Origin of the sequence: Cobetia sp. Dlab-2-AX (assembly GCF_024124625.1) — a bacterium.
Lineage (GTDB): Bacteria > Pseudomonadota > Gammaproteobacteria > Pseudomonadales > Halomonadaceae > Cobetia.
This window is the reverse complement of the sequence record NZ_JAMXRV010000001.1, coordinates 236,357-249,720: the sequence shown is the minus strand read 5'-3', so window position 1 is coordinate 249,720 and position 13,364 is coordinate 236,357. Positions and strand designations below refer to the sequence as shown.

The following is a 13,364-nucleotide window of genomic DNA, read 5'->3' as shown; positions in this document are numbered from 1 at the left end:
AGCCCGCCCCTCCTTGTCGGAGGGGCGGGCTTTTTTCGCTGCTGGCTCAGCCGGTTTTCATCAGGCGGCGCGTGCCAGCAGGCGTTCCTTGAGGTAGTCGCCGATGCGCGTTGTTTGCTCATCGCTCAGGCGCAGCGTCAACTTGGTGCGGCGCCAGACGACATCCTGCACCTCACGCGCCCATTCGTGCTCGACCAGGTAGTCGATCTCGGCGGCGCTCAGGCCGGCGCCGAAGTCCTCGCCCAGGTCCGCCTCGCTCTGCTTGCCGTCGAGGAAGTGCAGGCACAGGCTGCCGTAGCTTGAGGCGAAGCGTCGGGCGCGTGCTTCGCCGAGGAACGGGTAGTCGCGCTGCAGCTGGCGAGTGAAGGCTGCGCGGCTCTCGATATCACCCCCGGGAAGGACCTTCTCGTGGGTCCACGGCTCGCCCATGCTCGGCAGCAGCGGCTTGAGGTCTTCAAGTGCCGATTCGGCCAGCTTGCGATAGGTGGTGATCTTGCCGCCGAAGATGGACAGCATCGGTGCGCCGCTGTCATCCAGGTGAAGAGTGTAATCACGCGTCATCGCGGACGGGTCTGCCGACTCGTCGTCACACAGCGGGCGTACGCCGGAGAAGGTCGAGACCACGTCATCGCGACTCAGCTTGCGCTTGAAGTGATGGTTGACCACCTCGAGCATGTAGTCGGTCTCGTCGCTGGAGCAGGCCACCTCGGAGGGGTCGCCCTTGTAGCGCACGTCGGTGGTGCCGACCAGGCTGAAATCTTCCTGATAGGGCAGCACGAACACGATGCGCTTGTCCTTGTTCTGCAGGATGAAGGCGCGATCATCGGTGTTCAGGCGCGGCACGATCAGGTGGCTGCCCTGGATCATGCGGATGCCATAGCGCGGCGTGCGTTCGGTGGCGCCCTTGATGAAGGACTCCACCCACGGGCCTGCCGCATTCACCAGAGTGCGTGCACGACGGGTGAAGGTCTCGCCGCTGCTGACATCTTCAAGCGTCAGCTCCCAGTGGCCTTCGACATCACGGGCGCCGACACAGCGGGTGCCCGTCATGATCTCGGCGCCTTGCTCGCGCGCCTGCAGCGCATTGGTGATGACCAGACGAGCATCATCGACCCAGCAATCCGAGTATTCGAAGCCCTGATTGATCTCGCTGACCAGCGGGCTCTGCTCGCCGAATTTGAGACCCTTGGAGGCTGGCAGTGTCTCGCGCTTGCCGATGTGGTCATACAGGAACAGTCCCGCGCGAATCATCCACGCCGGACGCAGATGCGGCTGGTGCGGCAGGATGAAGCGCAGTGGCCAGATGATATGCGGCGCCTTCTTGAGCAGCACCTCGCGCTCCTGCAGAGCCTCGCGCACCAGACGGAATTCGTAGTGCTCCAGATAGCGCAGGCCGCCGTGGATCAGCTTGCTGCTGGCGGAGGAGGTCGCGCTGGCGAGGTCGTTCTGCTCGCACAGGGCCACGCTCAGGCCGCGGCCGCTGGCATCGTTGGCGATACCGGCGCCATTGATGCCGCCGCCGATGATGAAGAGGTCAAGAAGTGCATCGTTGTCGCGGGACATGGGCTGCTCCTGCTCGTGCCCGGCGCTACCGGGTGGGGCGAATGAGTCTGCACCGGCAAGGTGCGCGATAATGGGTTTTCGAAAGTGAACATAGCTTAGCAAAAGTCGAACATCAAGGGGATTCTTCTGCGTTGATGGCTTTCGAAAGTGATCATTTGGGCGAGTGTCTGGCAACCGAGGATTGCCTGATATTCAACCTGTTGTCTTGCCGGTGTTTTTTCTCAGTCTCTGATCATGGCGTGACATTTTCATGAAGCGCCTGGCTGTCATGTTGCCGCGCGGGCGGCGCAGACGATGCCCGCAGTGACTGATCAAGCGTCCTGACACGATATACGGAGACGAAGCGGTGCCGCTGGGCAGCGGTAAGACAGCAGAAGTGCGGCTGTCGTCATCTGCGAGGGCTCATTGGTGCAAGAGGGGGGCGAGGAGAATGGGGGAAGGGGCGAGGTAGATGATGATGAGAGCTGGGCCAGGCTGCTCGTCGGCGTGTTGCCTGGCCCCGTGATCGCGAGACGAGTCGGTCGTGTGTGGCTTGTTGGTGAGATGACTCGTTGGTGAGGTGACTGGTTGGTTGGGTGACGCGTCATCGAGCTCAAGCGTCGCCAGTCTCGCCCGGCGACTCGTCGTCGGCGACGTGCAGCGCGACCTCGTGCTGACGCATCAGGGTCAGAATGCTTTCCGGGGGCTGGATGTCGGTGAAGAGCGCATCGAGCTGGCTCAGGTTGCCCTGGCGCACGACCGCATTGCGCTGGAACTTGGAGTGATCTGCGATCAGGAAGACCTGGCGTGAGTTGTGGATGATCGCCTGGGCGACACGCACTTCCTGATAGTCGAATTCCAGCAGTGAGCCGTCTTCATCGATACCACTGATGCCGATGATGCCGAAGTCGACCTTGAACTGGTTGATGAAGTCGATGGTGGCCTCGCCGATGATGCCGCCATCGCGGGAGCGCACCATGCCACCGGCCACGATGACATTGAAATCCTCCTTGTGCTGGAGGATGGCCGCCACGTTCAGATTGTTGGTGATGACTTCAAGCCCGCGGTGATCACACAGCGCCTCGGCCACCATCTCGTTGCTGGTGCCGATGTTGATGAACAGCGAGGCATGGTCGGGAATCTGCCTGGCCAGAGCCGCCGCCATGCGCCGCTTGGCGCCCAGGTTCAATGTCTTGCGGGTGCTGTAGGCGGTGCTGACGGTGCTGGACTCAAGCCCCGCGCCCCCGTGCACGCGCTTGAGCGCACCGGCCTCGGACAGCTGATTGAGGTCGCGACGAATGGTCTGTGGCGTGACATCGAAGTGACTGGCCAGCTGCTCGATGGAGGCATATCCCTGACGCGTGATCAGTTCGACAATGGCGCGATGGCGCTTTGGCTGCATCATCCTGCTCTCTTGTTGTCAGCGGCTTGCGGATCGTGAGTTCACTTCATGTCAGGAAGCGCGCATCACGATTGCCGTTGGGGAGTGGGGTCGTCCAGTGAGGGTACATCCTAATCCAACAGGGGGGCGTCAGTGCAATTTGACGAATGGCGTCAGGGTGTTGCGAAGCTGCAACAGGCCATGTCGGCGCATTGGACATGAGACCAAGGTACAATGATATTGATTGGTAATACGTTTGTGATAATGCGCATTTGGCGCTAACGTTTGCAGCGATATTCGAAGACGAACATTTAGTGTTCGGTTGTGATGGTTCAAGAGGAAGTGTTCTCGTTGCGCCTGCCAAGCGTGAAGAGGACAAAGCCAACCCGCTTTCTCCTGCCGCTCTCACATGATATCCGAGCCAATATAGTGAAGTACCGCAGTCTCCGCTGACGTGTACTCTCAGAAGCAGCCTCGAAGCCAAGGACAGTCATAATGTCTAGCCCCAAGCCAGAGAAAGACTCTCGCGTCGATGGACCCACGCGGATTCTCGCGATCGACCAGGGTACCACCAGCTCCCGCGCCATCCTCTTCGATCGTGAAGGCGCGGTGACCGGACTGGCACAAGAAGAATTTGCTCAACACTTTCCGAACAGCGGCTGGGTCGAGCACAACGTCGATGATATCTGGGGGTCAGTGAAGCGCACCGTGCGTCAGTCGCTGATCAACACCAATGTCGGCGCCGAACAGGTGGCCGCCATCGGGATCACCAACCAGCGTGAGACCACCATCGTCTGGGACCGCGAGACCGGCGTGCCGGTCTACAACGCCATCGTCTGGCAGGACCGCCGCACCCACGAGTACTGTCGTGAGCTTTCCGATGCCGGTCATGGTGACATGATCCAGCAGAAGACCGGCCTGTTGATCGACCCGTATTTCTCCGCGACCAAGCTGCGCTGGATTCTCGAGAATGTCGAAGGCGTTCGCGCACGCGCCGAGAAGGGCGAGCTGGCCTTCGGCACCGTCGACAGCTATCTGATCTGGAAACTGACCGCTGGCAAGCGCCACGTCACCGATGCCACCAACGCCTCGCGTACCTGCCTGTTCAACATCGTCGATCAGTGCTGGGACAGTGAGCTGCTGGAGCTGTTCGGTATCCCACAATCCTTGCTGCCGGAAGTGCTGGACTCCAGTGATGATTTCGGCACTACCGATCCGCAGCTGTTCGGTGCGGCCATGCCGATTCGCGGCGTTGCCGGCGATCAACAGGCGGCGCTGGTCGGCCAGGCCTGCTTCACGCCCGGCATGAGCAAGAGCACCTACGGCACCGGCTGCTTCATGATCATGAACACCGGCGAGAAAATGGAGCTGTCCCGCAATCGTCTGCTGACCACGGTGGGCTATCGCCTCAATGGCAAGCCGACCTATGCCATGGAAGGCAGCATCTTCGTGGCGGGCGCGACCGTGCAGTGGCTGCGTGATGGCCTGAAGCTGTTTTCCGATGCCTCCGAGACCGAACCGCTGGCGCGTGCGGCCAAGGCCGATCACGGCGTCTACATGGTGCCGGCCTTCACCGGTCTCGGTGCGCCGCATTGGGACCCGCAGGCGCGTGGCGCGATCCTGGGGCTGACCCGTGGCACCGGCATCACCGACATCGTGGCGGCCGGCCTGCAGTCAGTGTGCTATCAGACGCGTGACCTGCAGGAGTGCATGCTGGATGACGTGGCCATCAGCTGCGCGAATCTGCGCGTGGATGGCGGCATGGTCAGCAACAACTGGGTGATGCAGTTCCTGTCTGACATGCTGGGCGTGAAGGTGGATCGTCCGCGCGTGCTGGAGACCACGGCGCTGGGCGTCGCCTATCTGGCGGGCCTGCATATCGGCTGGTATGACAGCCTGGATGAGATCGGCGAGCTGTGGCACTGCGAGCGTACCTTCGCGCCGGAAATGCCGGAAGAGCAGCGCGAACGCCTCTACGCCGGCTGGCTGGAAGCGGTGGAAAGAGTGAAAAGCGACGGGGGCCACTGAGCATGTGGACCGATGTCATGACAGGCGAGTTTCTCGGCTGTCTGTTCCTTATCCTGTTTGGCGGTGGCGTGGTCGCCAATGTGGTGCTGTCTGACACCAAGGGCAATGGCTCCGGCTGGATCGTGATCACCACCGGCTGGGGCTTTGCGGTGATGATTGGCGTGTTCGTGGCCGTCTCGACCGGCTCGCCCCAGGCAGACCTCAATCCGGCGGTGACCCTGGCCAAGTACCTGCTCGGAGTGCATGCCACCCTCATGGAGGTGGCGCGGCATATCATCGCGCAGATGCTCGGGTGTTTCGCCGGTGCCGTGATGGTATGGCTGGCCTATCTGCCGCACTGGAAACGCACCAGTGATGCTGACCTCAAGCGGGCGGTGTTCTGCACGGATCCGGCAGTCGAGTGTCGCCTGGGCAACATGCTCAGCGAGGTGATCGGTACCGTGGTGCTGATCTTCGGTATCGGCGCCATCGTCGGCTCCGGCACCATCAGCGCCGGCCTGCTGCCCTATCTGGTCGGGATGCTGGTATGGGCCATCGGCCTCTCGCTGGGTGGCGCGACGGGCTATGCCATCAATCCGGCGCGTGATCTGGGCCCACGTATCGCGCACTCGCTGCTGCCGATCCACGGCAAGGGTGCATCCGGCTGGGGCTATGCCTGGGTGCCGATCGCCGGGCCTCTGGCGGGTGCCTTGATCGCGGCCTCCATGTGGCACCTGCTGCTGCTGTAACAAATCCTTGCCGCAATCTGCTGGAGCCGTCTCCTGCACCTGTGGCACTGTAGCCTGACTTCGCCCCGTCCATCGACGGGGCGAAGTGCTTTCAGGTCTGCGTCCTTTCTGGTCATCATGTGACGTCATGTTCACGTCCGCGTTCAGGGGGCGTGTTTATGCGGGCCTGTTCGTGCGGGCGAGAGATGGCGGCAGGCGACTTACAGGGGATGAATGGCGGAGGTCATCAGGATGTGGACTGACGTCATGACAGGCGAGTTTCTGGGCACCACCTTCATGATTCTGCTGGGAGGTGGCGTGGTCGCCAATGCGATGCTCAGAGGCACCAAGGGAGCGGGTTCCAGCTGGTTGATGATCAATGCCGGCTGGGGATTTGCCGTGATGGTCGGGGTGCTGGTGTCTACCTCGACGGGGTCGCCCTACGGCGATCTCAATCCGGCGGTGACGCTGGCGAAATATCTGCTGGGCATCCATGTCAGTGAGCTCAAGGTCGCCAGGATGATGCTGGCGGAGCTGCTGGGCTGCTTCATGGGGGCGGTGCTGGTATGGGCGGCTTATTACCCGCATTGGAAGGTGACTCGAGATCCGCTGCGCAAGCGTGCGGTCTTCTGCACTGACCCGGCAGTGAACAACAAGACAGTCAATGTCATCAGTGAAGCGATCGCGACGGTAGTGCTCATCTTTGCCATCGGCAGCATGGTCGAAAGTTCCATGGTCACTGATCAGGCACTGCCATATCTGATCGGTCTGCTGGTCTGGGCGATCGGTCTGTCACTGGGTGGGCCCACCGGCAACGCGATGAATCCGGCGCGCGACCTGGCGCCGCGTATCGCGCATTGGGTGTTGCCGATTGCCGGCAAGGGCAGTTCGGGCTGGCGCTATGCCTGGGTACCGATCGCCGGCCCCTTGCTGGGTGCCGTGGTGGCAGCCGGATTGCGGGGAGTTTTGCTGTAGCACCAGTGCACAGGGTGACGCGTCGAGCTTTCTGACTTTCAGGGTCGACGCCTCACTCCGATGGAGGGGGTGATCCGTGCCCTGTCACGGCAGTGCGCAATGTCGAGAAAATTTTTTATCATCAGGGGGTTGCATCAAAACGGGAGTTGCGTAGAATACGTCCTCGCTGACAGGGCAAAGCACTTCGCATCACACTGCTTCGCATTTCAGCATGCTGGCATAGGACCATAGCTCAGTTGGTTAGAGCGCCACGTTGACATCGTGGAGGTCGGCGGTTCAAATCCGCCTGGTCCTACCAGCATCGGCATTGATGGCAACATCGGCCACTTGATACAGGACCATAGCTCAGTTGGTTAGAGCGCCACGTTGACATCGTGGAGGTCGGCGGTTCAAATCCGCCTGGTCCTACCAAGCCGTTTCGCGGCATGTTTCAAGTGTTCTCGGGTCATCTGCCATACTTCAGGACCATAGCTCAGTTGGTTAGAGCGCCACGTTGACATCGTGGAGGTCGGCGGTTCAAATCCGCCTGGTCCTACCAGATTCCAGAAAACGCCCGGCTCACAGAGTCGGGCGTTTTCGTGTGCGTGTCATGAAAATTTGCCGTGTGACCGGCGCGTGATATCTGGCGAGAGTGGCACCGCTCAGCCAAGCGCAGTATCGAGGAATTCACGTGCCTCATCGAGCGCGGCATTGGCAGCGCTCAGCAGCGGAGCGAAGCCGACGAAGACATGTGGCATATCCGGCCACAGGCTCAGGGTGACGGGCGAGCCGCAGTCCTGTGCCTGGGCGGCATAGCGACGGCTGTCATCGAGCAGAATCTCGGCTTCGCCGCACTGGATCAGTGTCGGAGGCAGATCAAACAGGTTTCCCTCCAGTGGCGAGATGCGCGGGTCGCTCATGTCGGTACCGTCCTGCACGTAGGCCATGCTCACGAAGGGCAGCAGGTTGGGGTCGAGAATCGGGTCCACCTCGGCCTTGCGCGACAGCGAAGCGCTGCCCCAGCTGAGGTCGGTGGCGGGCGAGAAGGCGATTACAGCATCCGGCAGCCGCTCGCCTGCACTCTTGAGTGCATTCAGGGCTGCCAGTGTGAGGTTGCCGCCCGCGCTGTCACCGGCCAGCAGCAGGTGGTCCTGCGGGTATTCGTCACACAGCCAGCGCCACGCGGCCAACACGTCCTGCAGGCCGGCCGGGAAGGCGGCCTCTGGCGCGAGACGATAATCCAGGGTGTAGGTCTCGGCGCGTGCCGCACGGCCCAGACGGCTGGCCAGCGGGCGATGACCGGCAGGTGAGCCTGCGATCCAGCTGCCACCATGCACATACAGCAGGCGACGCGGGCGGGCTGGTACGTCATCGGGTGCTGGCAATACCTCACAGACACGCTCTCCCTCGCCACCCGGCACCATCATGAGACGCGGTGTCACGCCAGTGTCGAGAATGCTGGCATCGGCGGCGAAGTAAGCCTCAAGCAGGGTGCGCTTGGCGCCGAGGTCATTGCCGGTGCGTGCGGTGAAAGCCTTGATGCGCTCAAGGTGCGTGATGACCCGATCAAGCCCGGCGTGGGCGTCATCGTGATTCTGGAGTGAGGCTTCTGCATGAGGAGGTGCGGTCGCTGGCATGTTCTGCTCCTGTCAGATCAGAGGAGCTTTCACGTTACACCTCGGCGAGAGTTGCGCAAGTGGCAGGCTGGCAACAACGCAGACCGCCCGCGGTGCGGGTAAGCACGGCGGGCGGCAGGGCAGGAAACTGCAGGTCAGACAGGCTTCTGTCGGCAGTCTTTTGCGGACGGCCTTCTGAAGCGGTCGTCTTCAGACGCTCTTCTTCAGGTGCTCTTCTTCAAGCAGGCACGCTGTCGAAGTCGCTGGAGGCGATGAAGACCTCGACCAGGCGCTCGATGCCGGCCTGATCCTGCTCACTGAAGCGCTCGGGGCTGGGGCTGTCCAGGTCCAGCACACCCCACACTACCTGCTCACCGTCCTGCTCGATGATCACCGGGACTACCAGCTCGCTGCGTGAGGCGGCGTCGCAGGCGATATGCCCCGGGAAGGCGTGCACGTCAGCGACACGCTGGGTGGTGCGCTCAGTGGCGGCGGCACCACATACGCCCTTGGTGAAGGGAATCGGATGGCAGGCCGGCTGACCCTGGAATGGCCCCAGGTGCAGGACCTGCGGCTGGCGTTGCACATAGAAGCCTGCCCAGTTGAGGTTGTCCACCGTCATGTTGATGAAGGCGGCCGTCTGGGAGGCGTTGGTCAGCCAGTCGCGAGTGTCGAGGATGGCGTCCAGCTGGCGGGCCAGCAGTGAGTAGTCAGGGCGAGTGGCCATTGGGGCTCCTGTGGGGTAGGTAAGATTGCGATATGGCGCAGGAATGCGGTCGCGGGTCGGCTGTTTCAAGCACGTCCTTCGCGCGCCCTTGCACCGCATCGGTATCTGAACGTGATGGGGTGGTTCATCAGTCAGATGCAAAAGCGCCGACCAGTGGTCGGCGCTTCGCGTTCAGGTATCTGTCAGTGACATGGGTGAGGCTTACTTCCAGCCCGGCACCGCAGCGCCCTTGAACAGCTCTTCCGCCTTGGCTTCGACTTCCGGCGTCTGGTAGGCCTTGACCAGCTTCTGCACCTTCTCGCTGTCTTCATCGCCCTGACGCACGACGATCAGGTTGACGTACGGGGACTCGGCGCCTTCACGGATCAGCGCGTCTTCCGGCTTCAAGCCAGCCGGCTGGGCGAAGGTGTTGTTGATGAAGGCCAGGTCGACATCCGGCAGGATGCGCGGCAGCTGGGCAGCCTCGATTTCCTTGAACTGGTAGTCATGCGGGTTCTTGGCGACATCGATCGGGGTCGCTTCGAGGTTGCTCTTGTCGGTCAGCTCGATCATGCCCAGGTCGTGCATCAGGATCAGGGAGCGGCCTTCGTTGGACGGATCGTTCGGCAGGGCGATGGTCGCGCCGTCCGGCAGTTCGCTGATGTCTGCGTACTTCTCGGAGTAGGCGCCGATCGGGTACACGAAGGTCTTGCCGGCGCTGGCGAACTTGTAGCCGCGCTCACGCACCATGGATTCCATGTACGGCTGGTGCTGATAGGCGTTGGCGTCCAGCGAGCCATCGGCCAGAGCGGCGTTCGGCGACACGTAGTCAGTGAACTCTGTGATCTCGACGTTCAGGTCGTACTTTTCCTTGGCGACCTCGGCCGCGACCTTCATCACTTCGGTTTCCGGGCCTGCGACGGTGCCCATCTTGAGGGTGTTCTCGTCGGACGCGTCGTTGCCGCAGCCTGCCAGCAGAGTGGCGCCGAGCAGAGTGGCAGCACCGGCAAGGCGCAGTGGGGAAGAAAGCGTGTTCAGCATGTTGCGCATCGAGGTTCTCCTTGTGATCCAGCGTGACCGACGCGGTCCGCGGAATATTATGAATGATGGCTCATCGTGATGAGCCGTCACGATACCGAAAGCATTCTTGCATGTGGAGCGACCGACGGCTGTCGAGCGCTCGTCACCGTGGCGGCAGGTGTCACTTGTGATTCGACTTGCGCACCAGGTGGTCGCCCAGGCTCTGGAAGCCTTGCACCATGACGACGAGGATGACCACGGTCACCAGCATCACCATCGGGTCGAAGCGGTTGTAGCCGTAGCGAATGCCGAGATCCCCCAGGCCGCCGCCACCGACGGTACCAGCCATGGCGGAATAGCTGATCAGCGTCACCACGGTGATGGTCAGACCATTGATGATGCCGCCGCGTGCTTCCGGTAGCAGTACCTTGGTGATGATCTGCATCGGCGTGGCGCCCATGGCCTGGGCGGCCTCGACCAGCCCCGGGCCGACTTCATTCAGCGCGCCTTCGATCAGGCGGGCGACGAAGGGAATCGAGGCGATGGTCAGCGGCACGATGGCGGCGTTGGTACCGATGGAGCTGCCCGCGATCAGACGCGTCAGCGGGATGATCGCCACCATCAGGATGATGAACGGCACCGAGCGACCGATGTTGGTGATGATGCTCAGCACGCTGTTGAGTGCCGGGCGCGCGAGAATCTGGCCGGGGCGTGAGGTGTAGAGTGCCACGCCCAGCGGAATGCCGAGTGCCGCGGAGATCAGGCCTGCCACCGCGACCATGTAAAGCGTCTCGAGGGTGGAGGACAGGACGAGTTCAAGCAGTGCGGGTGACATGACCGAGCACCTCCACTTTCAGGTCGTGGGATTCGAGATAGTCGAGCGCTTGCCGGGTCTGGGTGCTGTCGCCCATCAGTTCGGCGATCATCAGGCCCAGGGTGCGCTCCTGGATGGATTCCACCTTGGCCTGCAGGATGCTGACATCCACCTGGCATTCACGCGCCAGGCGCGAGATCAGCGGGGTGGAGACGGCATCGCCACTAAAGGCCAGGCGGACGACCGGATGGGTATGCGGGCCGGCCGTGGCCTCTAGGCGCTCCACGAGCGCACGCGGCGGCTCAAGCTCCAGGAAGTCGTTGAGGAATTCACGGCCGAGGCGGGTCTGCGGCGCGGTGAAGAAGTCGCCCACCGAGGCCACTTCCACAAGTTCACCCCCGCTGATCAAGGCAACCTGATCGCAGATGCTCTTGACCACTTCCATCTCGTGGGTGATCAGCAGGATCGTCAGCCCCAGCTTGGTGTTGATGTCCTTGAGCAGCTCGAGAATGGACGTGGTGGTCTGGGGGTCGAGTGCTGAGGTGGCCTCGTCGCACAGCAGCACCTTGGGCCGGCTGGCCAATGCGCGGGCGATGGCTACGCGCTGTTTCTGGCCCCCGGAGAGCTGGGCCGGATACTGGCCAGCCTTGTCGCTCAGGCCGGTCAGCTCCAGCAATGGCTCGACGCGCTTGCTGATCTCGTCTTTCGAGATGCCTGCCAGCTCCAGGGGCAAGGCCACATTGGCGAAGACCGTGCGCGAGGAGAGCAGGTTGAAGTGCTGGAAGATCATGCCGATCTGATGACGGGCATTGCGCAGGGCGGACTCGTCGAGCTCGGTCAGTTCCTGACCATCGACGACGACGCTGCCGGAGGTAGGGCGTTCAAGGAGATTGACGCAGCGAATCAGGGTCGACTTGCCGGCACCGGACAGGCCGATGACACCGGTAATGGCGCCCTGAGGAACCGTGAGGCTGGCATCCTTGAGCGCGACCACGGCCTTGTCACCACTGCCGTAAGTCTTGGAGACGTTCTTGAGTGTGATCATGGGGGTCCGAGAGGTTAAGGCACCAACCGGATTGCGGGCGAAGGTCTGTAGAAGACAGAGCGTTCTGCCGGCGTCTGCGCACATGGCAGACAGCGAAGAGGGGAGCGATCCAGTGGGGAGAAAAAAGACCACCCAAGACGGGTGGCCATCAACGCTGGACACACCCTTTTAGCAGAACTTGCACCCCGTGAGACCAGCTCTCGTGGTGGGCGCCCGCAATCCGGGTACAAATCGGCGCCAAACAGATTTGAGGCGCATTCTATCAGTCACCTTGGGGGTGTCAACGACTTTGGTCTTGCGCCGGGCGTTTATTCGAACTGGCGTTCGATATGGTAATTCGGCGATACGCTCTGTAAGCCATTTCTTACAAGTATCTGGCCGTGGCGAGGGTTTCAACGGCTATCAATGGCTTTCCTGTCTTGACGGTCAGTCGGGTATGAGTTGCGGCCTGCTATCGCTGCTCTGCGTTCGCGGTGGCGGCTGCACGTGCCCGCGGTGGGTGGCGAGGGCAGCAACGCCGCGCAGCCCAACGGTCGATAACGCCAGCATGTCGACGGCAAGTCCACCATGCTAGGATTTCGGCTGGGCATGCCGGTCATCTCGCTGCTGCATGCCGTCCCTTATTCATGGCTTCTCGACAGCAAGAAGCAGCTGCAAGGAAAGATCACGCATGTTCACGGGTATCGTACAAGGCATGGCGGAAGTGGTGGCCATTGAGGAACGCACTGACTTTCGCACGCATCAGGTCCGGTTGCCGGCGGGGCTGGAGGCGGGGCTGGAGCTGGGGGCATCGGTAGCCCATAACGGTTGCTGTCTGACCGTGACGGCGCTTGAGGGCCAACTGGCGAGTTTTGACCTGATGCGCGAGACGCTGCGTCTGACCAATCTGGGCGAGCTCGAGGTGGGCAGCGTCGTGAACGTGGAGCGAGCGGCACGCTTCGGCGACGAGATCGGTGGGCACTCGATGTCCGGGCACGTGATGGCGATGGTGACCATCGATGCCATCGAAGCCACTGCCGACAATCGTCGTATCTGGTTCCAGGCGCCGGCCGAGCTGATGCGTTTTCTGTTCGACAAGGGCTATGTGGGACTTGACGGTGTCAGCCTGACGATCGGCGAGGTGCAGGGTACGCGCTTCTGCGTCAATCTGATTCCCGAGACGCTCGAGCGCACCCTCATGGGAGTCCGTGCCGTCGGGGATCAGGTCAACCTTGAAGTCGACCCGCAGACGCAGGCCATCGTCGAGACCGTCGAGCGGGTCATGGCCTCCCGTCTGGCATGAGGCTTGCAGGTCTGCAGCGGATCACCTCACTGGCAGGACGCCAGTACTCGTCTGACTGGTCAGGAAATATGCCGGGAATGCTCGATTCGCTGCAGACCTTTGGGTACCATGTTGCGCCTTTCGATGCCCTGCCGCCGGCGGGGCATCGTGGTTCAGGCAGGCTGAACAGGGGAAAAGCGTCATCCAACGCCCTGTGCGGCATACCTGTCCGAGCGAGTTCGTCTTGATCTGCTGATTCTGACAATCACCGACCACTGCGCCTTGCCGGA

At 62.0% G+C, this 13,364-nt stretch carries 11 protein-coding genes and 3 tRNA genes; 7 read left to right on the top strand and 7 right to left on the bottom strand.

Annotated elements, in window-relative coordinates; translation table 11 throughout:
- Positions 1-60: 60 nt before the first annotated feature.
- Both glpD and NH396_RS01090 read right to left on the bottom strand, forming a co-directional pair.
- Positions 61-1,563, bottom strand: a complete 1,503-nt coding sequence (gene glpD, locus NH396_RS01095) for a glycerol-3-phosphate dehydrogenase (RefSeq protein WP_253061005.1) — start codon at positions 1,561-1,563, stop codon at positions 61-63.
- A gap of 592 nt (positions 1,564-2,155) precedes the next feature.
- Positions 2,156-2,947: a DeoR/GlpR family transcriptional regulator gene (locus NH396_RS01090; RefSeq protein WP_253061003.1), complete on the bottom strand. Its 792-nt coding sequence runs from the start codon at positions 2,945-2,947 to the stop codon at positions 2,156-2,158.
- 471 nt (positions 2,948-3,418) lie between these two features.
- On the opposite strand from NH396_RS01090, the gene glpK reads away from it, so the two are divergent.
- The 6 genes from glpK (at position 3,419) to NH396_RS01060 (ending at position 7,171) form a co-directional block, all read left to right on the top strand.
- Positions 3,419-4,951, top strand: a complete 1,533-nt coding sequence (gene glpK / locus NH396_RS01085) for a glycerol kinase GlpK (RefSeq protein ID WP_253061001.1) — start codon at positions 3,419-3,421, stop codon at positions 4,949-4,951.
- Positions 4,952-4,953: 2 nt separating this feature from the next.
- The gene (locus NH396_RS01080; RefSeq protein WP_253060999.1) at positions 4,954-5,679 is read left to right on the top strand and encodes an MIP/aquaporin family protein; all 726 of its coding nucleotides are present in this window, start codon (positions 4,954-4,956) and stop codon (positions 5,677-5,679) included.
- A 231-nt stretch (positions 5,680-5,910) separates the two neighbouring features.
- A complete protein-coding gene (locus NH396_RS01075) occupies positions 5,911-6,633 on the top strand; it encodes an MIP/aquaporin family protein (RefSeq protein WP_176677506.1) in 723 nt (240 codons plus the stop codon).
- A gap of 221 nt (positions 6,634-6,854) precedes the next feature.
- Positions 6,855-6,931: transfer RNA gene (locus NH396_RS01070), tRNA-Val, on the top strand.
- 36 nt (positions 6,932-6,967) lie between these two features.
- Positions 6,968-7,044, top strand: a tRNA-Val gene (locus tag NH396_RS01065).
- Positions 7,045-7,094: 50 nt separating this feature from the next.
- Positions 7,095-7,171 (top strand) — tRNA-Val (locus NH396_RS01060).
- Positions 7,172-7,274: 103 nt separating this feature from the next.
- Here the strand turns inward: NH396_RS01060 and NH396_RS01055 are convergent.
- From NH396_RS01055 to NH396_RS01035, 5 genes are all read right to left on the bottom strand, one after another.
- Positions 7,275-8,249, bottom strand: a complete 975-nt coding sequence (locus tag NH396_RS01055; RefSeq protein WP_253060997.1) for an alpha/beta hydrolase — start codon at positions 8,247-8,249, stop codon at positions 7,275-7,277.
- 217 nt (positions 8,250-8,466) lie between these two features.
- Complete coding sequence (locus tag NH396_RS01050) at positions 8,467-8,955, bottom strand: GAF domain-containing protein (protein ID WP_253060995.1); 489 nt, start codon at positions 8,953-8,955, stop codon at positions 8,467-8,469.
- A gap of 201 nt (positions 8,956-9,156) precedes the next feature.
- Positions 9,157-9,975, bottom strand: coding sequence for a MetQ/NlpA family ABC transporter substrate-binding protein (locus tag NH396_RS01045; protein WP_253061523.1), 819 nt, complete (start codon positions 9,973-9,975; stop codon positions 9,157-9,159).
- Positions 9,976-10,135: 160 nt separating this feature from the next.
- Positions 10,136-10,789 carry a methionine ABC transporter permease gene (locus NH396_RS01040; RefSeq protein WP_107336314.1) on the bottom strand — a complete coding sequence of 218 codons (654 nt, stop codon included), beginning with the start codon at positions 10,787-10,789 and terminating at the stop codon, positions 10,136-10,138.
- Positions 10,770-11,813 (bottom strand): methionine ABC transporter ATP-binding protein, encoded by a 1,044-nt coding sequence (locus NH396_RS01035; protein ID WP_253060994.1) that lies wholly within the window; start codon positions 11,811-11,813, stop codon positions 10,770-10,772. Before NH396_RS01035 ends, NH396_RS01040 begins: the two co-directional genes overlap by 20 nt.
- A gap of 670 nt (positions 11,814-12,483) precedes the next feature.
- Here NH396_RS01035 and NH396_RS01030 point away from each other — a divergent pair.
- Positions 12,484-13,095, top strand: coding sequence for a riboflavin synthase (locus tag NH396_RS01030; protein ID WP_054557313.1), 612 nt, complete (start codon positions 12,484-12,486; stop codon positions 13,093-13,095).
- Positions 13,096-13,364: the final 269 nt, after the last annotated feature.